This window comes from Bradyrhizobium sp. USDA 4486, assembly GCF_054057995.1.
In genome coordinates this window covers 2,699,032-2,721,793 of the sequence record NZ_JBSRZV010000001.1, presented here as the reverse complement: position 1 = coordinate 2,721,793, position 22,762 = coordinate 2,699,032, and the positions used below count along the sequence as shown (strand labels likewise).

Below are 22,762 nucleotides of genomic sequence, written 5' to 3'. Positions count from 1 at the left end.
TGGCGACCGTCGAGGCGCAGCGTCAGAGCTGCGCCTCGATCGCGGTCTTGTCGATCACCGACCACACCTGCCGGATCTTTCCGTCGCGAAATTCGTAGAACACGTTCTCGCAAAAGGACACGCGCCTGCCATTGACGGCCAGCCCAAGGAACGTCCCGACTGGCGCGCAATCGAACTTCAGCCGGGCTGCGATGCGAGGCGGATCGCAGATTAGCATCTCGATCTCAAATCGCAGATCCGGAATGTCGCGAAAATCCTGCTCCAGCATCGCGCGATAACCGGAGAGTCCGAGCGGCCGCGCGTTGCGGGCGACGTCGTCATGCACGAACTGCCCGAGCGCCGGCCAGTCCTGACGGTTCAGGCAGGCGATGTAGGCGCGATAGATGCCGGCGAGGTCGGCTCCGGTCATGGCAAATTCCTTCGGTTCACGCGCGCCGCCGCAGCTGCTCGATCAGCGCGCGCAGTTTCGGCGCACGTTGCGGCGGTTCGGATAATGGAGATAAGAGCCAGCGAAGAGCGGGCAATGGTACTCCAGGATCGGCACCAGCTCGCCGCGTGCGATCGCGGGGCGAAAGCTCGGCGCTAAAGCTGCTTCTCGAAGAACAAGTCCGGATAGGGATCGTCGTTGAAACGCGGGATCTCGCGCCAGCCAGTGCTGCGATAGAGCTGGCCGGCCTCGGGCAGCGCGCTGTTGGTGTCGAGCCGCAGCAGCGCGATGCCGAGCTCGCGCGCTGTGGCCTCGGCTGCGTCCATCAGGCGCCGGCCGAGCCGCAAACCGCGCGCAGCAGGGGCAACCCAAAGCCGCTTGATCTCGGCGTAGCCGTGATCGGTTCCCTTCAAGCCAACGCAGCCGATCGGCAGCGCGTCCGACATCGCGACGATGAAGCTGCCGCGCGGGCGGCGCATGTCGTTGGCATCGGGATCGCGCGACAGCGAGACGTCAAAGCCTTGTTTGAAACGGCGGCCGAGCTCGGCATAGTACTCGCCGAGGCAGTAGCGCGCCTCCTGGCTCTGCGGATCCATCTCATCCAGCCGGACGCGCTCGTGCGTCAGGGCGGAAGCGATCAGGTCCATCGCCGCCAGCAGCGCCTCGCGTTGCGAATGGCGGGCGAGGAAGCCCTCGGCCTGGGTGTTGGACAGCGCTTCATACGCTGCGAACTCGCGCCGGCCCGCGCGCGTCAGCGTGGCGACGCGCCGGCGCGCATCGTCCGCATGGGCATTGGTCTCGACAAGCCCTTCGTCCTCGAGGCTGCGCAGCAGCCGGCTCATCAGCCCGGAATCGAGACCGAGATAATCGCGGATCTCGGCGACGTCCGAACGCCCGTGCCCGATCGCGTTGAGCACGCGTGCGGCCCCGAGCGCCCGGCCTCGGCCGAGGAACGAATTGTCGAGGGCACCGACGGCGGAGGTGACGGCACGGTTGAAGCGACGGACGCGGGAGATGGGATCGAGCATGATATCTGACTGTAGTCAGATATCGTTTTCGGGTCAATCGGGGGGTACCTCGTCAGCGTCAGCAGGGGCTTGCTCTTCTCGACGGTGCCTTCCCACAGCACCACTTTGGTGGTCGCGGGCAGACGCAGGCAGCGGATCTCAAAGCTCTTCGGAGTCATGGCACTGGCCGGGATCGGCCAGGGCTGGGTCGAGCCAGCTCAACGACGTCGCGAGCCGTTTCGCGGCCGCATGATCCTCGGAGAGACGCGCAATCATCGTCTCCAGCGCAACGATGCCTGCGGCCGCAACGATGCCGGACTGCCGCATGGTGCCGCCGACGATTTTTCGCAAAGTGCGGGCCCGCGCGACGAAAGCTGCGCTTCCGCAGAGCAGGCTGCCGACCGGCGCACTCAGGCCCTTGGCAGACCATGACGCTGTCGGCATGCGCGGCGATCTGCGCCGCCGGCACGCCGAGCGCGATCGAGGCGTTGAAAAGGCGGGCGCCATCGAGATGAACGGGAATCCCGTGCGCCCGCCCGAGCGCATGAATTCGCATCATGCCTTGATATTGGCGAAAGGCATGATGGGTCTCTCCGTGTGATGCGTCAGACCACGCCGCCATTGGCGCGGATGATTTGGCCGTTGACCCAGCCGCCGTCGCGGCCGGCGAGGAAGGCGACGATGCCTGCGATGTCGTCGGGCTGGCCGAGGCGGCCGAACGGGTTCATGGCGGCGATGGCGCGCACCTGCTGCTCGCTCTTGCCCTGCAGAAACAGCCGGGTTTCGACCGGGCCGGGCGCGACCGCGTTGACGGTGATCTGCCGGTCGCCGAGCTCCTTGGCGAGGATGTGCGTCATGGCTTCGATCGCGGCCTTGGTTGCGGCGTAGACCCCGTAGCCGGGCTGATAAAGGCCGATGACGCTGGAGGAGAAGCTGACGATGCGGCCGCCCTCGCGCAGCCGCCGCGCTGCTTCGCGCAACGACCGGAACACGCTGTCGAGGTTGATCGACGTCTGCCGCGCGAAGGCTTCGTCGGTCACCTCGGCGAGCCGGCCGAGCTCCATGACGCCGGCGTTGTTGACGAGGATGTCGACGCCGCCGAACGCCTGCTCGGCCGCATCGAACAGCCGCGCCGGGGTCGCCGGATCGGCGAGGTCAGCCTGCACGGCGATGGCGCGCCCGCCGGCAGCCGCGATCTCGCCGACGAGTTCATCGGCAGCCGCTTTGCCGCTGGCATAGTTGATCGCAACCGCGATTCCGTCACGGGCCAGGCGGCGGGCGATCGCCGCGCCGATGCCGCGGGAGCCGCCGGTGACGATGGCGGCGCGCTGATGTTGATTGGTCATGGCGGCTCTCCTCAATGTTGATGGAGCGAGAATAGCTGGTCGCTATGCTCGGATAATCGCCTTGGTCTTGCCATCACTTGTCGGTTGTGGTGAACAATCGGCCATGGACCGCTTTGACGCCATGCGCCTGTTCGTCCGCCTCGTCGAGCGGCAGAGCTTTACGGCCGCGGCTGCCGACCTCGGCATTCCGCGCTCGACGGCGAGCGAGGTGCTGCGCGGGCTCGAGGCACGCCTCGGCGCGCGTCTGCTGGAGCGGACGACCCGTCACGTCACGCCGACGCTCGACGGCGAGGACTTTTATCGCCGCTGCGTCGTCATCCTCGCCGAGGTCGAGGAGGCGGAGGCCGCGATGCGCGACGCGCAACCTCGCGGCCTGCTCCGCATCGACGCGCATCCCTTGCTGACCCGCACCTTCATCCTGCCGCATCTGCCGGAGTTTCTTTCGCGCCATCCGCAGCTCGAATTGCAGATCGGGCAGGGCGACCGTCTGGTCGATCTGGTGCGCGAGGGTGTCGACTGCGTGATCAGGTCGGGTGAGCCCGGCGACAGCGGCATGATCCAGCGCCGGCTCGGCACGATCGCGGAGATCACGGTGGCGAGCCCGGCCTATCTTGCGCGGCACGGCATGCCCGCGACACCGGATACGCTCGACGGGCATCAGATGGTGGCCTTCGTCTCGTCACGAACCGGCGACGTGCTGCCGCTGGAATTTTCTGTCGCCGGCGCGCTGCGACATGTCGTGCTGCCGAGCCGGGTGCGCGTGAACAATTCCGACACCATGGCCGATCTCGCAAGGCTCGGCTTCGGCCTTGCGCAGGCGCCGCGTTATCGCTTCGCCGACGCTCTCGCCAGCGGCGCGCTGGTCGAGGTGCTGGCCGACTATCCGCCGTCGCCGACGCCGCTGTCGGCGCTCTATCCGCAAAACCGCCAGCTCGCGCTGCGCCTGCGCGTGTTTCTGGACTGGATTGCGGGCATCTTTGCCGCGGCGAAGCTGTGAGGGCCTTGCCCGCCTCGTAGGCCGGATGGAGCGCAGCGCAATCCGGGCCTTTTTGTCCGCGTGGATGCAATCCCGGGTTCCGCTGCGCTCCATTCGGGCTACTAGACCTTGCGTTGCCCGACGGGCAAGACACGCCACGGCTCGGTCAATCGCCCCTCGCGAAAAGATTCCACTTTACCGAATTTCTGATTTGGCGTATCCATGCGCCACCTCATCCCGGTCAGAGGGGCGTATCGCGATCGTCACGACACGTGGGGTGAGCTGCGGTGGACGCAAGTCACATCGGCGCGACAGGCATCGCAGGGCGGGAAGCCGTGAGCGAAGGCCATCGCGCACACGACCGGTGTGATCTCGCGTACGGCAAAACCGTGTCGTCCTGGCGCCCGGGGTCTGTGCGCCAAGTCTTGTGGTGATGTGGCGGCCCGACCGGGTTCGCGCATCAGCTATCTGCAAGGCGACGGGGGCAATAGTGCATCGCTCCCCGGGGAGAGCTCGGCATAAGCCGTCAAGCCACTGCGCAGGGAAGGCCGGATGTCTGGCTCCACCTGTATGCCGCTGTGCAGCTCTTCTTAGCGCAATCTTCGCACAGTGGACCGTGGGTGCCCGGCCGGCACCCGGTCTTCCCCATAGGCGTTAAGTTTATTCTTGAGTGTTGGAATCACACGTGATTCCAAGGGGCATGGCAGACGAATCGCTTCTAAATGAGGACTGGACGAGAGTGGTTGCGCAGCTGGGTGGGGCTGAGCAGCTTGAGATAAGCGCGCGCCAGACGAAGGCTTTCGCGCGGCGGCGCCAAATTCCAGACGCGGTGGCGTTGCTTCGGCTGATGCTGGCCTATTGTTTAGGGGAAAGAGGATTGAGATCGACAGCTGCGTGGGCGGCTTCTGTTGGCCTTGCGGACCTCAGCAGCGTGGCGTTGTTCTATCGCCTGCGTCAATGTGGCGATTGGTTTGCAGTGCTGGTGGAGAGCTTGCTCGATGCGGCAGCGCCGAAGGCGAGCCGAGGCCGCCTGATCCGCATCGTCGATGCGACGACAGTACCTCAGGCCGGGCCGACTGCCCGCAGGAGCAGTGAGCTTTGGCGGCTTCATAGTGCATTTGATCTGCCAAGTGAGCGCTTTGGTCACTTCGAGCTAACGGATCAGCAAGAGGGCGAAACGTTTGACCGGATACCAGTAGTCAAGAACGAGATCCGCATTGCTGATCGCGCTTATCTGCAACCTGACCGCATCGCGGCTGTCCGCGCGGCTGGTGCCGACGTTCTGATCCGAGCAGGCTGGAAGAACGCGCGCTGGCTTGATGCCCAAGGCCTTCCATTCGATCTGATGGCCCAATTGCGTGCGGCAAAGGCACGCGGACTGATCGATCGGAGGATTTGGATCAAACGCAAGGACGGGGCGCCTCTGGCTATGCGTCTGGTTGCGGTCAAGAAGCCCACCGGTGCGGCCGCGGCTTCGCGTCGTAAAGCTCGGCGAGACGCACGAGACGAAAACCGCATCATCTCCAAAGGGACTCTGGAAGCCGCGGATTGGGTCATTCTGGTCACGTCGCTCGCACGGGACGAGTTCTCCGCCAAGGATGTGCTTGCACTCTATCGACTGCGATGGCGGATCGAACTTGGCTTCAAGCGACTGAAAAGCCTGATTGGTCTCAAGACACCGCCTGGAACTGATCAGCGTTCGGCGAAGCCCTACCTGCTGGCTCACCTCTTGATTATCCTGCTGCTCGAGCCGCTTGTCCGCGACTTCGAGGACTCTCCCCACTGGAAGCAGGCCGCCTGACGACACCTGGCGGTTGGCGTATCTTGCAACAACTCGTTGCATCCTTGCTGCAAGCAATCATTCCACAACCAACCATCCGCCGCTTGCGCCGCAGTAAGCGAGCGCTTGCGCGGCACCTGCGCGAGCCTCCCCGAAAACGTCAATATCAATCAATGCTTGCGCTACCTTAACGCCTATGCGGTCTTCCCTGCGCCCTCTCTCAGTTGAGGGCGAGGCGTTCAAGCAGAGCTCGGGCGAGATAAGCCGCGAGGATAATTATGCATGTCAGTCATTGAGCGAGGGTTCGTGCCCGGACGCAGCGCAGCGCCCTTCAGCGGTGCGCTGCAGAGCCGGGGCCCACGCTACAGCGCACCGTGCGCCTTCCTGGGCCCCGGCTCCGCGCAGCAACGCAAGAGCGTTGAAGCGCGTCCGGGACACGAGGGCAACGGACCCATCGGAAAATTCGTGCACCCTGAAAAGCCCGCCGCATTGTGAGTTGTACCTGAGCGCCATGAGGTTACCATGCGCGCCAAGTTCCTGGTTCGTGCGGGAGCGAACAGCAAGACAGCGGGAGGCGACATGAGCGGGCAGAACCACAAGGTGAAGGGCTCGGACCTGTTTGTCGCGGCGCTGGAGAACGAAGGCGTCGACCGCATTTTTGGCGTGCCCGGCGAGGAAAACCTCGATCTCGTCGAATCGCTGCGCACCTCCAAAATCGAACTGGTCCTGACCCGCCACGAGCAGGCCGCGGCGTTCATGGCTGCGACGCACGGGCGACTGACCGGCAAGCCTGGCGTGTGCCTTTCCACTCTCGGCCCCGGCGCGCTCAATTTGTCCACGGGAGCGGCCTACGCGCATCTCGGCGCGATGCCGATGATCCTGATCACCGGCCAGAAGCCGATCATGAGCAGCCGGCAGGCGCGCTTCCAGATCGTGGACGTGGTGGCAACCATGAAGCCGCTGACAAAGCTGTCGCGACAGATCGTCAGCGCCTCCTCGATCCCGACCGTGGTGCGCGATGCCTTCCGTGTGGCGATGGAGGAGCGGCCCGGACCGGTGCATCTCGAACTACCCGAGGACATCGCAGGCGACGAAGTGCCTGCCGTCCCCGCAATCCCGGTCCATCCGATCGAGATTCCGGTCGCTCATCGCGCCGCGCTCGACCGCGCCGCGGAGATGATCTTGGCGGCAAAGCGTCCGCTGGTGATGATGGGGGCGGCGACCAGCCGGCCGCGCTCGACCCACGGCATCGCCAGTTTCGTGCGGCGGACCGGCATTCCGTTCTTCACCACGCAGATGGGGAAGGGCACCGTGCCTGGCGGCACCAATCTTTATATGGGCACCGCGGCGCTTTCCGAACGCGATTACGTCCACGATGCCATCGACGCCGCCGACCTGATCGTCGCGATTGGCCACGACCCTGTCGAGAAGCCGCCCTTCATCATGGGGCCGTCCGGGCCGAAGGTCATTCACGTCAGCTACACGCCGGCAAGCGTCGAGCTGGTCTATTTCCCCGATGCCGAGGTCGTCGGCGATGTCGGCCCGAGCCTGGAACTGCTCGCCGATCGGCTCGAAGGCAAGCTGCCGCAAGCCGCAGCGCTGTTGCCGCTCCGCGAAGAGATTCTCAATCACATCGCCGACCGCGCCACCGAGGCGCGCTGGCCGCCGACGCCGCAGCGCATCGTGCACGACATCCGCCAGGTGATCCCCGAGAACGGCATCGTCGCGCTCGACAACGGCATGTACAAGATCTGGTTCGCGCGCAACTACCGCACCCGCGTCGCCAACACGCTGCTGCTCGACAACGCGCTGGCGACGATGGGCGCTGGCCTGCCGTCGGCGATGATGGCGGCGATGCTCTATCCCGACCGCCGCGTGCTCGCGGTCGCCGGTGACGGCGGCTTCATGATGAACAGCCAGGAGATGGAGACGGCCGTCCGCCTCAAGCTCAATCTGGTCGTACTGGTGCTGGAGGACAACGCCTACGGCATGATCCGCTGGAAGCAGGCCGTCGACCATTTCGCCGATTACGGCATGACCTTCGGCAATCCCGACTTTACGCTGTACGCAAAATCGTACGGGGCCAAGGGCCACCGAATCGCAAGCATCGACAGCTTTGGTCCAACGCTCGAGGCGGCGTTCAAAGAAGGCGGCGTGCACCTGGTCTCGATCCCGATCGACTATTCCGAGAACGTGCGCGTGCTCGTCGATGAGCTGCGGGGGCACGAAAAGGCGAAGGCTTGAAAATCACAATCTCGTGCCCCGGACGCAGCGCAGCGCTCCTTCAGCGGTGCGCTGCAGAGCCGGGGCCCATGCATCAGCGCATTTTGTGGCCTCCTGGGTCCCGGCTCTGCGCAGCAACGCCACAAGCGCGTCCACGCGCGTCTTCGACGCGCTATGGGCGTTGCAGCGCGTCCGGGACACCTGGGATGCGCTCGCAGTTGTATTGCGACCACCGATCGCCGACATTCGTAACAATCACTTCACCAACCACAGGACTATGAAATGACTCGCGTTCGCTGCGTTACCGAGATGGGCATGGGCGTCGACGTTCACGGCAGGGACGCCACCAAGGCGGCGAAGCGGGCGGTGTCCGATGCCATCAGGCATTCGAGCCTGGGCTTCTTCCGGATGATCGGCAAGACCGCCAACGACATGTTCGTGGACGTCACGATCGGGGTACCCAACCCCGAGGCGGTCGACAAGGAAGCCGTTGCGAAGGAGCTTCCTTACGGCAGGGTGACCGTCACCGCGGTCAAGGGCGGGCTGGAGATTCCCTCGGCAACGGAAGTGGCCAACGATCCCATCCTAATCGCCAACGCCGCCGTCATCGTCAGCTTCGACAAGGACTAGAGCGGTGCCCGACAGCGATGAGGCCCTGCTGGATCGGCCGATCTGGAGCGCACTGACGACGAGCCAGAAGCATCTGGCGGAGGGCGGTCCGCGCGCGCTGCGCTATCCCCAGGACATGACGCCATTTGCCGACATGGTCGATATGTCAGCGGCAAGCTTTGCCGCACTCGGTGATTTGATGTTGGGCTCGCAGGTCGCCGCGCTGTTCACGCCCGAGCCGGTCGACGTGCCCGCCGGCTTCAAGGTCGTGCTCGCCGAGACCGGCGAGCAGATGATCGGCTCGCCCGCCGACAGCTCGCTGCGCGATGCCGAGATCGTCACGCTAGGGGCAGCGGACGTTCCCGCCATGATGGCACTGACGGAGCTGACCAAGCCCGGGCCGTTCGCCGCGCGGACGCACCAGCTCGGCACGTTTCTCGGCATCCGTTCGGGCGGCGAGCTGGTCGCGATGACCGGTGAGCGGATGAAGCCTGGAAAGTTCGTGGAGATGACCGCCGTCTGCGTGCATCCCGACTATCGCGGCCGCGGCTACGCGCAGGCGCTGCTCGCGGCGGTCGCGCGCCGGATCGAGGCGCGCGGCGAGATTCCGTTCCTGCACGTGTTTTCGAACAACACCTCGGCCATTGCGCTGTACCAGCGGCAGGGCATGCGGATCCGCCGCCGCCTGCATGTCACCGCGCTGATGAAACAGGGGTGAGCTGCGCGAGGGGCTTCATATCCCACGAATTCGCGCTATATCCACCTCGACCACTTTTGGGGGAAACACATGGACGCCAGGACAGCCGATTTTTCCGCCGCGCGGACGGCGATGCAGCGCTACGTCGATCAGGAAATCATTCCCGGCGTGTCCTGGGCGGTGCTGCGAGGCCGGGAGGTCGTCGACCAGCAATGCGTCGGCTTCGCCGATCGCGAGGCGAACACTGTGTTGCGTCCCGACCACATCTTCCGCGCGTTTTCCAACACCAAGATCTTCGTCACCTGCGCGGTCATGCTGCTGGTCGAGGAAGGCCGTATCGGGCTCGATGACCCCATCGAAAAATTCCTGCCGCAGCTCGGCAATCGCAAGGTCCTGAAGCACGGCGCCGCGAGCCTCGCCGATGTCGAGCCGGCGAACGGCCCGATCACGATCCGCCAGCTCCTGACGCACACCTCCGGTCTCAGCTACGGGATCTTCGATCCCGGCACGGTGCTGTTCAAGGGCTATAACGAGGCGCGCGTGCTCGATCCGCTGACGCCGCTCGCCGACATGATCGACAAGCTCGCCGATCTGCCGCTGTCCTATCATCCCGGCACTGGCTGGGAATATTCGGTCTCGACCGACGTGCTCGGCCGCGTCGTCGAGGTCGTCTCGGGCAAAACCCTTGATGCCTTCCTCAAGGCGCGCATCTTCGATCCCCTCGGCATGACCGATACCGGCTTCTACGTCCCCGAGGCGCAGCAGGGCAGGCTGGTCGCGCTCTACAATGGTGCGGACGTACTCGATCCCATGAAACCGGGCCTGACGCGCGCCGACAATCTGCCTTACCTGCAGGCCTATCGGCGGCCGTTCCCTCGCCTGTCGGGCGGCGGCGGTCTGGTCTCGACCTTGCCAGATATGCTCGCGCTGGTCCGCGCGCTGCTGCCGGGCCCGGATGCGCTGCTCAAGCCCGACACGCTGCGGCAGATGATGACGAACCAGCTGCCTGCGGGGCAGACCATCCGCTTTGCCAATCTCGGGCCAATGCCCGGCAAGGGCTTTGGCCTCGGCGGCGCCGTCACTTTCGCGCCGACGCGTTTTGATCCGCCGAATTCAGTTGGCGAATTCCAGTGGGGCGGCCTTGCCGGCACCCATTGGTGGATTTGCCCTGAGGCCAACACCGCCGGCGTGCTGATGGCCCAGCGCTATATGGGCTTCTGGAATCCGTTCTTCTTCGAGTTCAAGCGCCTGGCCTATCAGGCCGCCGGAGGCTGACCCGCGGATTGACGTGCCCAACTATCTCGGCCTTGACGGATTTCGCTTCGGCTGGGTCGCAGCCTGGATCGACGAGTGCGGCGATCAGGGCTTCGATTACTCGCCGGGGCTGACGCGGCTGCTCGCGATGCCGCATGTGCGCGCGATGATCGACATGCCGATCGGATTGAATCCGAGCGGCTATCGTACCTGCGATTTGCGCGCACGCGAGCTGGTTGGCCCCGCCGTGTTTCTCGGCGCGCGCCGCAACCTCTGGACCTTTCCCGATATGGCGGCAGCCAATCGGCACTATTGGAAGCATGAAGGCAAGGGCAGGGGCGTCTCGGCGCAGCTCTGGAATATCAGGGACAAGATCAGGGACGTCGATGCGATCATGACGCCGGCGCGGCAGGCGACGATCGGCGAATCGCATCCGGAATTGATTTTCTGGAATCTGGCCGGCGGCGTGCGGCTTGCGACGAAGACGTCGGCGGAGGGCCGCGAGCAACGCATTGCGCTGCTCGCGCAACGCGGCTTCATCCGCCTGCCGAAATGGCTGACGCAGCGGCACGGCACCGGCATCAGCTGCGACGATCTGATCGATGCCTGCGCCTGTGCGGTGGCTGCACGCGACAGCACGCAACGTGTGGCCGGGGAGGAGGTCGATCCGCGCGGGCTGCGGATGGAGATCAACTATTGAGGCAGCTCGCGGCACGGCCATAAATCGGGAAAAAGCGGCAAGTTTTTTGATGCATAAAGGAACTGCCTGTGGGCGGACCGCGTTCTCCGTGCGAAACGATTACGGAGAATTCCTCGCGATGAATGATGCCAGTCAATTCGCGACCGCGATGCTCGCGCTCGTTTTCATAGGAGCGCTCCTCGTGACCGGGCAGCTCTTCATCGAGCAGCGCGCACAGCACGACGTGGTTTACGCAACCAGCCATTTATTGCGGCCATTGTGATCCGGCCAGCTACCCGCCTTGCGCCGTTCGCCGTCTCGCCTAGATTAGGCGGAATCTCACGAACGCAGCCGGGGTTCCGATGTCCGATCTGTCCGCCTTTCCCATCACCAAGCGCTGGCCGGCCGAGCATCCCGAGCTGCTCCAGCTCTATTCGCTGCCGACGCCGAACGGCGTCAAGGTCTCGATCATGCTGGAGGAGATCGGATTGCCATACGAGGTGCATCTCGTCGACTTCGGCAAGGACGACCAAAACACGGCGGAGTTTCTCTCGCTCAATCCGAACGGCAAGATCCCGGCGATCCTCGATCCCAACGGTCCTGGCGGCAGGCCGCTGCCGCTGTTCGAGTCCGGCGCCATCCTGCAATATCTCGCGGAGAAGACCGGCAAGCTGCTGCCGGAGGACGCAGCGCGCCGCTACCAGACCATCCAGTGGCTGCATTTCCAGATGGGCGGCATCGGCCCGATGTTCGGCCAGGTCGGCTTCTTCCACAAATTCGCCGGCAAGGATTTCGAGGACAAACGGCCCCGCGATCGTTACGTCAGCGAGGCCAAGCGTTTGCTCGGGGTGATGGAGACGCATCTCGCCGGCCGGCACTGGTTCATGGATGACGACTACACCATCGCGGACATCTCCATGCTCGGCTGGGTGCGCAATCTCATCGGCTTCTACGGTGCCGGCGATCTCGTCGAATTCAGCCGGTTCAAATCGGTCGGCGCCTGGCTCGAACGCGGGCTGGCGCGCCCCGCCGTGCAGCGCGGGCTGAACATTCCGAAGCGGCCCTGAGACTAGAACAGCCGTCCACCGTTCGGCACCGGCTTGCTCGGCTGCGCCAGCACCACCTTGCCTTCGGTATCGGGGAAACCGAGCGTCAGCACCTCTGAGACAACGGGGCCGATCTGGCGCGGCGGGAAATTCACGACGGCCGCGACCTGCTGTCCGATCAGCGTCTCGAGCGGGTGATTTTCGGTGATCTGGGCCGAGCTCTTGCGCACGCCGATCTTGGGCCCGAAGTCGATCCACAACCGCCAGGCCGGCTTGCGCGCCTCCGGAAACGGTTTTGCATCGACGATGGTGCCGACCCGGATATCGACCGCCAGGAAGCTGTTGAAGTCGATGGTCGGTGAGGCGCCAGCAGTGGGATCGTGGGTGACGTGCATGAGCTGTCCATTCGGAAAGTTGGCGTCGTTCGCAATATTGTGGCGCGACGCGGAGTTTCGTACAACGCCGTGGTCACGATATGACCCATGTGCGGGGGACGTCTTGCCCAACATCATCTACGGCATCAAGAACTGCGACACCATGAAGAAGGCGCGCGCCTGGCTCGACACCCATGGCGTTGCATATGAATTCCACGACTACAAGGCGGCGGGCGTCGAAAAGGACAAGCTCAAGCAGTGGAGCGACAAGGTCGGCTGGGAGACGTTGCTCAATCGCGCCGGCACGACTTTCAAGAAGCTGCCCGATGCCGACAAGGAAGGCCTTACCGAGAAGAAAGCGCTGGCGTTGATGCTGGCGCATCCATCGATGATCAAGCGGCCGGTGCTGGAGATCGGCGGCAAGCTGCTGGTCGGCTTCAAGCCGGACATCTATGCCAAGGACGTCAAGGTCAAATAGGCCGGTGGCCGACCTCGCTGGACGTCAGTTCAGCTCAATGATCTTCGTGGTGATGCCGGGCTGATCGACCAACTCGACGACGTCGGCCGCGATCCGGCCAGGGGCGCGATGAAACAGGTCGCAATCGATCACCGCGCGCAGCTTCGGGCGTGGCAGCGCGTCATTTCCGCGCATCAGATTCTTGATCTCGAAACCGCCGTCCTCGCAGAAGGTCTTGAGCGAGGCGATGACGTGGCAGATCTTGCCGTCGGTCTGGAACGGCAGCAGCAGGCGCTCATAGGCGACGACGCGGCCGTAGATGTCGTCGACATCAGCAACGCTGTAGACCGGAAGTCCGCGGGCGACGCATTCGTAATAGATCGGCATCACGAAGGGCACGAGTCGTGGCCCGATATAGTCGTCGAGCAGAATGCCCTTGCCGGTATGTCCATAGGCGCGCGAAATCCGCGAGCCTTCGCTCTGGATGGTCAGCCGCGGCGTCAGAGCCGAGGTGTCCACCGTGTAGTAGATGAGATCGGACAGCTCGTCCTCGAGTCTTGCCGGCTGATACTCCCGGATCGCCGGCACCATCTGCTCGCGCGCATAAAGTCGCAGCCAGGTGTTCAGGAGATCACGCTGCCGGATCGACTTGACGACGGAGGGAGCGGCGCTTGCGAAATCCAAAACAATATTCCCGGCATGCAAAAGCCCGCACATGATCCACGTTGCGGGAAAATTTTCTATGAAGGCTGGCGCGGGGAACGAAAGACCGTTAACGACGGCTTGATGACCGGAGCTTTCGCGGACCGGGAGGCCGGGCAGGCGACATGAAAACATCTCCGACTAAGGGAGCATTTGTATCCCAGCCGGAGGCCTGATCTGCTCAGCTTTCCGCCTTGCCTAACCCCGGTCACCTCCGGCATATTCCGCGCCCGGAGGCGGCGTTCCGGGACGGGCTCCAAGGCCTCCGGAAAGCCGAAGTCAACAAGGACAGCCACGCGCGACCAGCGCGTCGTGCGGGCAGGGGGAAATCTGTTTGGCCGATGAGTTCATTCTCGAAACGGAAGGCTTGACCAAGGAGTTCGCGGGTTTCTTCGCCGTCCGCGACGTTGCGCTCAAAGTCCGCCGTGGGAGCATTCACGCGTTGATCGGCCCGAACGGCGCCGGCAAGACGACGTGCTTCAATCTGTTGACCAAGTTCCTGAAACCCTCTGCCGGGAAAATCCTGTACAAGGGCCAGGACATCACCGCGATGGCTCCGGCCGACGTGGCCCGCATGGGTCTCGTCCGTTCGTTCCAGATCTCGGCGGTATTTCCGCATCTCACCGCGCTGGAGAACGTCCGTGTCGCGCTCCAGCGCCAGCACGGCTCCTCGTTCGATTTCTGGCGCTCGAAGTCCGTGCTCAACCGCTTCAACGACCGCGCACGCGAGCTGTTGAACGATGTCGGCCTCAGCGAGTTTGCCAATACGCCTGCGGTCGAGATGCCCTACGGGCGCAAGCGCGCACTTGAGATCGCAACCACGCTCGCGCTGGACCCCGAGATGATGCTGCTGGACGAGCCGATGGCCGGCATGGGCCACGAGGACATCGACAAGATCGCGGCGCTGATCAAGCGCATCTCCGCGAAATACACCATCCTGATGGTCGAGCATAATTTGAGCGTCGTCGCCAATCTCTCCGACATCATCACCGTGCTGACGCGCGGACAGGTGCTGGCGCAGGGCCACTACGCCGAGCTCACCAAGGACGAGCGCGTCAAGGAAGCCTATCTGGGAGCCGGTCATGCCTGAGACTGCGATGGCCGAGGCCCCAGCGAAAGCTGCAACCGGCGGCAATATTCTCCAGGTCCGCAACCTCGAAGCCTGGTACGGCGAGTCCCACATCCTGCACGGGATCAACTTCGACGTGAATGCCGGCGAGGTCGTCACCCTGCTCGGGCGCAACGGCGCCGGCAAGACGACCACGTTGAAGTCGATCATGGGTATCATCGGCAAGCGCGCCGGCTCGATCAAATTCAACAACCAGGAGATCATCCGCGCGACCTCCGACAAGATTGCGCGGATGGGCATCGCGTTTTGCCCGGAAGAGCGGGGGATATTCTCCAGCCTCGACGTGCGGGAGAACCTGCTGCTGCCGCCAGTGGTGCGTCCAGGCGGACTGCCGCTCGATCAGATCTTCGACCTGTTCCCGAACCTGAAGGAGCGGCTGAGCAGCCAGGGTACCAAACTGTCCGGCGGCGAGCAGCAGATGCTGGCGATCGCGCGCATCCTGCGTACCGGCGCGAGCTTCCTGATGCTGGACGAGCCGACCGAAGGTCTTGCGCCCGTCATCATCCAGCAGATCGGTCACACCATTGCGCGGCTCAAGAAGGAGGGCTTCACGATCCTCCTCGTCGAGCAGAACTTCCGCTTCGCATCCACCGTCGCCGATCGCTACTACGTGGTCGAGCACGGCAAGATCATTGACGGGTTTTCCAATTCGGAGCTTGCCGCCAACATGGACAAGCTCCACACCTATCTCGGTGTCTAAAGCATGATCAGGACCCGGAGGGCCGCGTTAGCGCAAGGTGCGTAGCGGTTTTCCGAAGAGAGATCGCGCTCAAACTGAAGAACGGCCAACGAGAAAATTCAAAAGGAACGTTGCATGAAGTCGATTGCGTCATTGCTGCTGACTACCGCGCTCACCTTCGCCGCAACAGGCGTCGCGTTCGCGCAGGACAAGACTGTCAAGATCGGCGCGCTGTCCGATCAATCGGGCCTCTATGCCGATCTCGGCGGTCCCGGCTCGACGCTCGCAGCGCAGATGGCCGTTGAAGATTCTGGTCTGGCGGCGAAGGGCTGGAAGATCGACATTATCTCCGGCGATCACCAGAACAAGCCCGACATCGGTACTGCGATCGCGCGGCAGTGGTTCGATGTCGACAAGGTCGACGTCATCGTCGACGTGCCGAACTCCGGCGTGGCGCTCGCGGTCAACAACGTCATCAAGGAAAAGAACGGCGTCTACATCAACTCTGGCGCGGCGACCTCGGACCTCACCAACGCGCAGTGCTCGCCCAACACCGTGCACTGGACCTACGACACCTACATGCTGGCCCACACCACCGGCCAGGCGCTGGTGAAGGCGGGTGGCGATACCTGGTTCTTTCTGACCGCGGACTACGCCTTCGGCGCGGCGCTGGAGCGCGACACTACGGCGGTGGTCACCGCCAACGGCGGCAAGGTTGTCGGCGGCGTCAAGCATCCGCTGAACACGCCGGACTTCTCGTCCTTCCTGCTCCAGGCCCAGGCCTCCAAGGCCAAGATCATCGGTCTTGCCAATGCCGGCGGCGACACCACCAACTCGATCAAGCAGGCGGCCGAATTCGGCATCGTCAAGGGTGGCCAGAAGCTCGCGGCGCTGCTGTTGTTCCTCACCGACGTCAAGGCGATCGGCCTCGAGACGGCGCAGGGCCTCAACTTCACCGAGACCTTCTACTGGGACATGGACGACAAGACCCGTGCCTTCTCCAAGCGTTTCGCCGACAAGATGAAGAACAACGCTCCGCCGACCATGGTGCAGGCGGGCGTCTATGCGGGCGTGCGCCACTACCTCAAGGCGCTCGAAGCGCTCGGCGGCAATCCGCATGACGGCGTCAAGGTCGTCGAGAAGATGAAGTCGATGCCGACCGAGGACGATCTGTTCGGCAAGGGCGAGATCCAGCCCAACGGCCGCACCATCCACAACGCCTATCTGTTCGAGGTGAAGAAGCCCTCGGAGTCCAAGGGACCGTGGGACTTCTACAAGCTGGTCGGCACGGTGCCGGGCGACCAGGCCTTCACGCCTCTCTCCGAGAGCAAGTGCGCGCTGTTGAAGAAGTAAGATAACGGCCCGCAGGCCTCAAAGGCCTGCGGGCGAGTTTCAGGGGAACGCCGAAGGGACCGGGTACGGGATCGATGCAGGCTCTATACGCTCAGCTACTGGTGGGACTGATCAACGGCTCGTTCTACGCGCTGCTCAGTCTCGGGCTTGCCGTCATCTTCGGCATGCTCAACATCATCAATTTCGCCCATGGCGCGCTCTACATGATGGGCGCGTTCGTCGCCTATTTCCTGCTCAACCTCGGCGGCATCAATTACTGGTGGGCGTTGCTGCTGGCCCCCGTCATCGTCGGCATCTTCGGCATGATCCTGGAAAGGACCATGCTGCAATGGCTGACCGGGCTCGATCATCTCTACGGCCTGCTGCTGACCTTCGGCATTGCGTTGATCGTGCAGGGCGTGTTCCAGAACTATTTCGGCTCCTCGGGCCTGCCTTACGCCATTCCGGACCAGCTCAAGGGGGGCATGAATCTCGGCTTCATGTTCCTGCCGATCTACCGCGGCTGGGTCGTGATCTTCTCGCTGGTGGTGTGCCTAGCCACCTGGTTCCTGATCGAGAAGACGCGGCTCGGCGCTTACCTGCGCGCCGCCACCGAAAATCCGACGTTGGTGCGCGCCTTCGGCATCAATGTGCCACGCATGATCACGCTGACCTACGGTCTCGGCGTCGGCCTTGCCGCGCTCGCCGGCGTGCTCTCGGCCCCGATCAACCAGGTGCGGCCGCTGATGGGCGCCGACCTCATCATCGTCGTGTTCGCGGTGGTGGTGATCGGCGGCATGGGATCGATCATGGGCTCCATCATCACCGGCTTTGCGCTCGGTGTGATCGAGGGCCTGACCAAATATTTCTACCCCGAGGCCTCCAACACCGTGGTGTTCGTGCTGATGGTGCTGGTGCTCTTGGTGAAGCCAACGGGATTGACGGGAAGGGCGGCCTGAGATGACAGCCTTGACGGACGACACGCTGCCGGTAAGCCCGCGCGCGATGCGCGACGAGATGATCGTCTTCGTAGTGATGGCGCTGCTGCTGGCGTCGGTGCCCTTCACGGGGGTCTATCCATTCTTCGTGATGCAGGCGCTGTGCTTCGCGCTGCTCGCCTGCGCCTTCAACCTGCTGATCGGCTACGGCGGACTGCTGTCGTTCGGACACGCGATGTTTCTGGGCACCGCCGGCTATTGCAGCGCGCATGCGCTGAAAGTCTGGGCGCTGCCGCCGGAGCTCGGCATTCTCGTCGGTGTCGCCGCGGCTTTCGCGCTCTCGATCGTGACCGGCTACATCTCGATCCGCCGCCAGGGCATCTATTTCTCGATGATCACGCTGGCGCTGTCGCAGCTCTTGTACTTCATCTATCTCCAGGCGCCGTTCACCCATGGTGAGGACGGCATCCAGGGCATTCCGCAAGGGCGCATGTTCGGCCTGCTCGATCTGTCGAAGCCGACCGTGCTCTATTACGTCGTGCTGGTCGGCTTCCTCGCCGGATTCCTGCTGATCTACCGCATCATCAACTCGCCGTTCGGCGAGGTCCTGAAATCGATCCGCGAGAACGAGCCGCGCGCGATCTCGCTCGGTTACCGCACCGACCAGTACAAGTTCCTGGCCTTCGTGCTGTCGGGAACGCTGGCGGGCTTTGCCGGTGCGCTGAAAGTGTTCGTGGCGCAGAACGCCTCGCTCACCGACGTGCACTGGTCGATGTCGGGCGAAGTCGTGCTGATGACGCTGGTCGGTGGTCTCGGCACCATCTTCGGCCCCGTGGTCGGCGCGTTCGTGATCATCGCCATGCAGCAATACCTGGCGGGCTTCGGCCAGTGGGTGACGGTGATTCAGGGCTCGATTTTCGTAATCTGCGTGCTTACCTTCCGCCGCGGCGTCATCGGCGAAATCGCCCATTACTTCCGGCGATCTCTATAACATACTGATATCACACCAATTTCTTTGGTGTGTGAAAGCGGTGGATGATCCGGTTCCGCGCGCGGGAGATGACACGCGCGCGGATCGAAAATGGTCTATGACAGTTTTATGACGGCCTGCTCGGGCCGGACCATTTCCAACCGGTAGCCTTTCCCCATGATGCGATGGTTTCGCGCTTTCCTCCCCAAGGAAGAACGGTTCTTCGACCTGTTCGACCGCCATGCCCAGACCGTGATTCAGGGCGCGATCGCGCTCCAGGGAATGCTCAATGGGGGTGAGGAGACGCCGGTCTATTGCCAGCGGGTCAACCAGTTCGAGAACGACGCCGACAACATCACCCGCGAGGTGCTGACGGCGGTGCGCCGCACCTTCATCACCCCGTTCGATCGCGGCGACATCAAGAACCTGATCACCTCGCTCGACGACGCCATCGACCAGATGCAGCAGACCGCCAAGGCCGTGATGCTGTTCGAGGTCCGCGCCTTCGAGCCGCCGATGCGCGAGATCGGCGGGCTCCTGATCGAATGTGCCAATCTGGTCGGCCGGGCGCTGCCCCTGATGCAGGAGATCGGCAAGAACGTCGCCATGCTGACCGCGATCACTGAAGAGCTGGGCAAGCTGGAAGGCCGCGTCGACGACCTCCACGACATCGGGCTGAAGGAATTGTTCCTCAAGCATCGCGACGGCAACGCGATGGATTTCATCGTCGGCGTCGAGATCTACGACCACCTCGAAAAGGTGGCCGATCGCTTCGACGACGTCGCCAACGAGATCAACAGCATCGTCATCGAGCAGGTCTAGCGCATGATCCGGAAAAGCGTGCAGCGGTTTTTCCCCGCGACAAACGCGGAACGCGTTTGCGCGGAGATCATGCGCCAACCTTAAGGCAGGGCCGCGCCGTGGATGCCGCGTTGGGTCTTCCCGTCCTCGTCGGACTGATCGCCGTCGCGCTGCTGTTCGACTTCCTGAACGGCCTGCACGATGCCGCCAATTCGATCGCGACCATCGTTTCGACCCGCGTTCTGCGGCCGCAATTCGCTGTGTTTTGGGCGGCCTTCTTCAATTTCATCGCCTTCATGGTGTTCGGCCTGCACGTCGCCCAGACCATCGGCACCGGCATCATCGATCCGTCGATCGTCGATGCCCAGGTGATCTTCGCGGCCCTCATCGGCGCCATCGTCTGGAACTTGGTGACTTGGGGGCTCGGCATCCCGTCCTCCTCGTCGCATGCGCTGATCGGCGGCCTCGTCGGCGGCGGCATGGCCAAAGCGGGGATCTCGGCGGCGGTGTGGAGCGGTCTTTCCAAGACGATACTGGCCATCGTGCTGTCGCCGCTGGTCGGCTTCCTGCTCGCCATGATGCTGGTCGCGATCGTGTCGTGGCTGTCGGTGCGCTCGACGCCGTTCGCGGTCGATCGCGCGTTCCGCATCCTGCAATTCGCCTCCGCCTCGCTCTATTCGCTCGGCCATGGCGGCAACGACGCGCAGAAGACCATGGGCATCATTGCCGTGCTGCTCTATTCACAGGGCCACCTCGGCAGCGAATTCTCGGTGCCGTTCTGGGTGGTGCTGTCGTGCCAGGCGGCGATGGCGCTGGGCACGCTGATGGGCGGCTGGCGCATCGTCCGCACCATGGGGCTGCGCATCACCAAGCTGACCCCGATGCAGGGCTTCTGCGCCGAGACCGGGGGCGCGGCGACCCTGTTCATGGCGACGTTCCTCGGCGTTCCCGTCTCGACCACCCACACCATCACCGGCGCAATCGTCGGCGTCGGCGCCGCCCGGCGGGTCTCGGCGGTGCGCTGGAACGTGGCAAGCTCGATCGTCTATGCCTGGGTGATCACGATTCCGGCCTCCGCGATCGTCGCTGCGCTGACCTGGTGGGCGGTCCAGCTCTTCAGGTAACGAGCTTCAGCCCGGCGATGCCGGCAACGATCAGCCCGATGCTGGCGAGGCGGAAGGCGGTGGCGGGCTCGCCGAAATAGGATCATGCCCAGCGTGGCGGTGCCGACCGCGCCGATCCCGGTCCAGACCGCATAAGCGGTCCCGACGGGCAGCGATTTGAGGGCAAGTCCCAGCAGGATGACGCTGCCGGCCATCGCCGCGAGCGTGACGACGGAGGGGACAAGCCTGGAGAAACCCTCGGTGTATTTCAGCCCGATCGCCCACGTGATCTCGAGAAGACCGGCGACGAACAGGATGCTCCAGGCCATGGCGACCCTCCATTCAAGGCAGGGTCGTCCCCGCGGCTGATAGGCTGGTGGAGAGGAGGGCCGTCCCTCCATCGGCGGATATGGGGCTGGCCGAAGGCCTGCGCAATCACCAAATCAGGCTTGATCAGGCCCATTTTCCCTGCCAAACGCTCCCGCCATGTCCGACATCGCCACCACCACAGCCGAATCGCCGGCCCGTTCCCCGCTTGCCGCTGAAGTGGCGCGACGACGGACCTTTGCGATCATCTCCCATCCTGACGCCGGCAAGACCACGCTGACCGAAAAGCTCCTGCTGTTCGGCGGCGCCATCAACCTCGCCGGCCAGGTCAAGGCCAAGGGCGAGCGGCGCAACACGCGTTCGGACTGGATGAAGATCGAGCGCGAGCGCGGCATCTCAGTCGTCACCTCGGTCATGACCTTCGAGTTCGAGGGTCTCGTGTTCAACCTCCTGGACACGCCGGGCCACGAGGACTTCTCGGAAGACACCTATCGCACGCTCACCGCGGTCGATTCCGCCGTCATGGTGATCGACGCCGCGAAGGGCATCGAGGCGCGCACCCGCAAGCTGTTCGAGGTGTGCCGGTTGCGCGATATCCCGATCATCACCTTCATCAACAAGATGGACCGCGAGAGCCGCGACGTGTTCGAGCTGCTCGACGAGATCGAGAAGACGCTGGCGCTCGACACCACGCCGATGACCTGGCCGGTCGGCCGCGGCCGCGACTTTCTCGGCACCTATGACGTCATCAATGGGGGCGTCCGCCTGCTCGAAGGCGGCGGCGCCAAGACCGGCGCGGCGCAGCAGATCGAGATCGAGGAGCTTGCCAAGCTCAACGCCAATCTGGACGCCTCCGCGGTGAAGGACGAGCTTGAGCTCGTCACCGAAGCCTCAAAACCGTTCGAGCTCGAAGCGTTCCGCGAAGGCCATCTGACACCGGTCTATTTCGGCAGCGCGCTGCGCAATTTTGGCGTCGGCGATCTCCTGGAAGGGCTCGGCAAGTTCGCGCCCGAGCCGCGCGCGCAGGACAGCGACCAGCGCAAGGTCGAGGCCACCGATCCGCGCATGAGCGCCTTCGTGTTCAAGATCCAGGCCAACATGGATCCGAACCATCGCGACCGTATCGCGTTTGCGCGCCTTTGCTCCGGCAAGCTCAGCCGCGGCATGAAGGCGAAGCTCGTGCGCACCGGCAAGAGCATGCCGCTGTCGAGCCCGCAATTTTTCTTCGCGCAGGACCGTTCGGTCGCGGACGAGGCCTTTGCCGGCGATGTCGTCGGCATCCCCAATCACGGCACGCTGCGCATCGGCGATACCTTGACCGAAGGCGAGGATTTCAACTTCGTGGGCGTGCCGAGTTTTGCGCCGGAAATCGTCCGCCGCGTGCGGCTCACCGACGCCATGAAGGCGAAGAAGCTGAAGGAAGCGCTTCAGCAGATGTCGGAAGAGGGCGTGGTCCAAGTGTTCCGGCCGCGCGACGGCGCTCCGGCATTGGTCGGCGTGGTCGGCGCGCTCCAACTCGACGTGCTGAAGGCGCGCCTTGAAGCCGAATATTCGCTGCCGGTCGAGTTCGAGGTCAGCGAGTTCCAGCTTGCGCGCTGGGTCTCCTCCGATGACCGCAAGAAGCTCGACACCTTCATCGCCGCCAACACGTCCAGCATTGCCGACGACGTCGACGGCGATCCCGTGTACCTCGCCCGGAACGAATTCTATCTCGGCTACACCAGGGAACGCGCAGAGGGTATCGAGTTCACCAACGTCAAGGACGTCAAGAGGAAGGGTTAGGGCGTCTCGTAGTGCTGGGTCGCCCGGTCAAGTCCGGGCGATGACAGCGGGGCGAACGCGAGCATGTGAACGCGCGCAGACTTGATGCGGTCATCGACAGCGCCACTTATTTGCGGTGGCATTG

At 63.8% G+C, this 22,762-nt stretch carries 23 protein-coding genes and 3 pseudogenes; 18 read left to right on the top strand and 8 right to left on the bottom strand.

Features of this window, described 5'->3' with window-relative positions; genetic code table 11:
• Window positions 1-22 precede the first annotated feature (22 nt).
• The 5 genes and pseudogenes from ACVWY3_RS13455 to ACVWY3_RS13435 form a co-directional block, all read right to left on the bottom strand.
• Window positions 23-409, bottom strand: coding sequence for an ester cyclase (locus ACVWY3_RS13455; protein WP_456838876.1), 387 nt, complete (start codon window positions 407-409; stop codon window positions 23-25).
• 16 nt (window positions 410-425) lie between these two features.
• Window positions 426-577, bottom strand: a pseudogene (locus ACVWY3_RS13450) (LysR family transcriptional regulator); the annotation flags it as partial.
• Between the two features lie 5 nt (window positions 578-582).
• A complete protein-coding gene (locus tag ACVWY3_RS13445; protein ID WP_456838875.1) occupies window positions 583-1,455 on the bottom strand; it encodes a bifunctional helix-turn-helix transcriptional regulator/GNAT family N-acetyltransferase in 873 nt (290 codons plus the stop codon).
• 138 nt (window positions 1,456-1,593) lie between these two features.
• Window positions 1,594-1,990 (bottom strand): annotated as a pseudogene (locus ACVWY3_RS13440) (beta-eliminating lyase-related protein).
• A gap of 49 nt (window positions 1,991-2,039) precedes the next feature.
• Window positions 2,040-2,780, bottom strand: a complete 741-nt coding sequence (locus tag ACVWY3_RS13435; protein WP_456838874.1) for an SDR family oxidoreductase — start codon at window positions 2,778-2,780, stop codon at window positions 2,040-2,042.
• 103 nt (window positions 2,781-2,883) lie between these two features.
• Here ACVWY3_RS13435 and ACVWY3_RS13430 point away from each other — a divergent pair, with 103 nt between their 5' ends.
• From ACVWY3_RS13430 to ACVWY3_RS13390, 9 genes are all read left to right on the top strand, one after another.
• Window positions 2,884-3,777 carry a LysR family transcriptional regulator gene (locus tag ACVWY3_RS13430; RefSeq protein ID WP_456838873.1) on the top strand — a complete coding sequence of 298 codons (894 nt, stop codon included), beginning with the start codon at window positions 2,884-2,886 and terminating at the stop codon, window positions 3,775-3,777.
• 679 nt (window positions 3,778-4,456) lie between these two features.
• The gene (locus tag ACVWY3_RS13425; RefSeq protein ID WP_456836948.1) at window positions 4,457-5,557 is read left to right on the top strand and encodes an IS4 family transposase; all 1,101 of its coding nucleotides are present in this window, start codon (window positions 4,457-4,459) and stop codon (window positions 5,555-5,557) included.
• Between the two features lie 558 nt (window positions 5,558-6,115).
• The gene (locus ACVWY3_RS13420; protein ID WP_456843358.1) at window positions 6,116-7,780 is read left to right on the top strand and encodes an acetolactate synthase large subunit; all 1,665 of its coding nucleotides are present in this window, start codon (window positions 6,116-6,118) and stop codon (window positions 7,778-7,780) included.
• 261 nt (window positions 7,781-8,041) lie between these two features.
• A complete protein-coding gene (locus tag ACVWY3_RS13415; protein ID WP_456838872.1) occupies window positions 8,042-8,389 on the top strand; it encodes a Lin0512 family protein in 348 nt (115 codons plus the stop codon).
• 4 nt (window positions 8,390-8,393) lie between these two features.
• Window positions 8,394-9,086: a GNAT family N-acetyltransferase gene (locus ACVWY3_RS13410; RefSeq protein ID WP_456838871.1), complete on the top strand. Its 693-nt coding sequence runs from the start codon at window positions 8,394-8,396 to the stop codon at window positions 9,084-9,086.
• A 69-nt stretch (window positions 9,087-9,155) separates the two neighbouring features.
• Complete coding sequence (locus tag ACVWY3_RS13405; RefSeq protein ID WP_456838870.1) at window positions 9,156-10,340, top strand: serine hydrolase domain-containing protein; 1,185 nt, start codon at window positions 9,156-9,158, stop codon at window positions 10,338-10,340.
• Window positions 10,341-10,353: 13 nt separating this feature from the next.
• Entirely contained in the window at window positions 10,354-11,019 is a 666-nt protein-coding gene (locus ACVWY3_RS13400) for a DUF429 domain-containing protein (RefSeq protein ID WP_456838869.1), read from the top strand.
• A gap of 118 nt (window positions 11,020-11,137) precedes the next feature.
• Window positions 11,138-11,281: a hypothetical protein gene (locus ACVWY3_RS13395; RefSeq protein ID WP_456838868.1), complete on the top strand. Its 144-nt coding sequence runs from the start codon at window positions 11,138-11,140 to the stop codon at window positions 11,279-11,281.
• 79 nt (window positions 11,282-11,360) lie between these two features.
• Window positions 11,361-12,065, top strand: coding sequence for a glutathione S-transferase family protein (locus tag ACVWY3_RS13390; RefSeq protein ID WP_456838867.1), 705 nt, complete (start codon window positions 11,361-11,363; stop codon window positions 12,063-12,065).
• 2 nt (window positions 12,066-12,067) lie between these two features.
• Here ACVWY3_RS13390 and ACVWY3_RS13385 read toward each other — a convergent pair whose 3' ends face one another.
• Window positions 12,068-12,439 (bottom strand): tRNA-binding protein, encoded by a 372-nt coding sequence (locus tag ACVWY3_RS13385; protein ID WP_456838866.1) that lies wholly within the window; start codon window positions 12,437-12,439, stop codon window positions 12,068-12,070.
• Window positions 12,440-12,542: 103 nt separating this feature from the next.
• Here ACVWY3_RS13385 and ACVWY3_RS13380 point away from each other — a divergent pair, with 103 nt between their 5' ends.
• Window positions 12,543-12,896, top strand: a complete 354-nt coding sequence (locus ACVWY3_RS13380; RefSeq protein ID WP_456838865.1) for an ArsC family reductase — start codon at window positions 12,543-12,545, stop codon at window positions 12,894-12,896.
• Between the two features lie 24 nt (window positions 12,897-12,920).
• Here the strand turns inward: ACVWY3_RS13380 and ACVWY3_RS13375 are convergent, their stop codons facing one another.
• Window positions 12,921-13,592: a hypothetical protein gene (locus ACVWY3_RS13375; protein ID WP_456838864.1), complete on the bottom strand. Its 672-nt coding sequence runs from the start codon at window positions 13,590-13,592 to the stop codon at window positions 12,921-12,923.
• Between the two features lie 319 nt (window positions 13,593-13,911).
• Here ACVWY3_RS13375 and ACVWY3_RS13370 point away from each other — a divergent pair, with 319 nt between their 5' ends.
• The 7 genes from ACVWY3_RS13370 to ACVWY3_RS13340 all read left to right on the top strand — a co-directional run bounded on the left by ACVWY3_RS13370 (window position 13,912) and on the right by ACVWY3_RS13340 (window position 20,550).
• Window positions 13,912-14,667, top strand: a complete 756-nt coding sequence (locus tag ACVWY3_RS13370; protein WP_027557526.1) for an ABC transporter ATP-binding protein — start codon at window positions 13,912-13,914, stop codon at window positions 14,665-14,667.
• Window positions 14,660-15,406 (top strand): ABC transporter ATP-binding protein, encoded by a 747-nt coding sequence (locus ACVWY3_RS13365; RefSeq protein WP_456838863.1) that lies wholly within the window; start codon window positions 14,660-14,662, stop codon window positions 15,404-15,406. The genes ACVWY3_RS13370 and ACVWY3_RS13365 overlap by 8 nt, the downstream gene beginning before the upstream one ends.
• Before the next feature lie 114 nt (window positions 15,407-15,520).
• Complete coding sequence (locus tag ACVWY3_RS13360) at window positions 15,521-16,738, top strand: ABC transporter substrate-binding protein (RefSeq protein WP_456838862.1); 1,218 nt, start codon at window positions 15,521-15,523, stop codon at window positions 16,736-16,738.
• A 74-nt stretch (window positions 16,739-16,812) separates the two neighbouring features.
• Complete coding sequence (locus ACVWY3_RS13355; protein WP_456838861.1) at window positions 16,813-17,676, top strand: branched-chain amino acid ABC transporter permease; 864 nt, start codon at window positions 16,813-16,815, stop codon at window positions 17,674-17,676.
• A gap of 1 nt (window position 17,677) precedes the next feature.
• The gene (locus tag ACVWY3_RS13350; RefSeq protein WP_456838860.1) at window positions 17,678-18,646 is read left to right on the top strand and encodes a branched-chain amino acid ABC transporter permease; all 969 of its coding nucleotides are present in this window, start codon (window positions 17,678-17,680) and stop codon (window positions 18,644-18,646) included.
• Between the two features lie 156 nt (window positions 18,647-18,802).
• The gene (locus ACVWY3_RS13345) at window positions 18,803-19,447 is read left to right on the top strand and encodes a DUF47 domain-containing protein (RefSeq protein WP_456838859.1); all 645 of its coding nucleotides are present in this window, start codon (window positions 18,803-18,805) and stop codon (window positions 19,445-19,447) included.
• A gap of 98 nt (window positions 19,448-19,545) precedes the next feature.
• A complete protein-coding gene (locus ACVWY3_RS13340; RefSeq protein WP_456838858.1) occupies window positions 19,546-20,550 on the top strand; it encodes an anion permease in 1,005 nt (334 codons plus the stop codon).
• On the opposite strand, the pseudogene sugE reads toward ACVWY3_RS13340, so the two are convergent.
• A pseudogene (gene sugE, locus ACVWY3_RS13335) lies at window positions 20,543-20,858 on the bottom strand (quaternary ammonium compound efflux SMR transporter SugE). The gene ACVWY3_RS13340 and the pseudogene sugE overlap by 8 nt on opposite strands.
• 157 nt (window positions 20,859-21,015) lie before the next feature.
• Here sugE and ACVWY3_RS13330 point away from each other — a divergent pair.
• Window positions 21,016-22,638: a peptide chain release factor 3 gene (locus tag ACVWY3_RS13330; RefSeq protein ID WP_456838857.1), complete on the top strand. Its 1,623-nt coding sequence runs from the start codon at window positions 21,016-21,018 to the stop codon at window positions 22,636-22,638.
• Window positions 22,639-22,762: the final 124 nt, after the last annotated feature.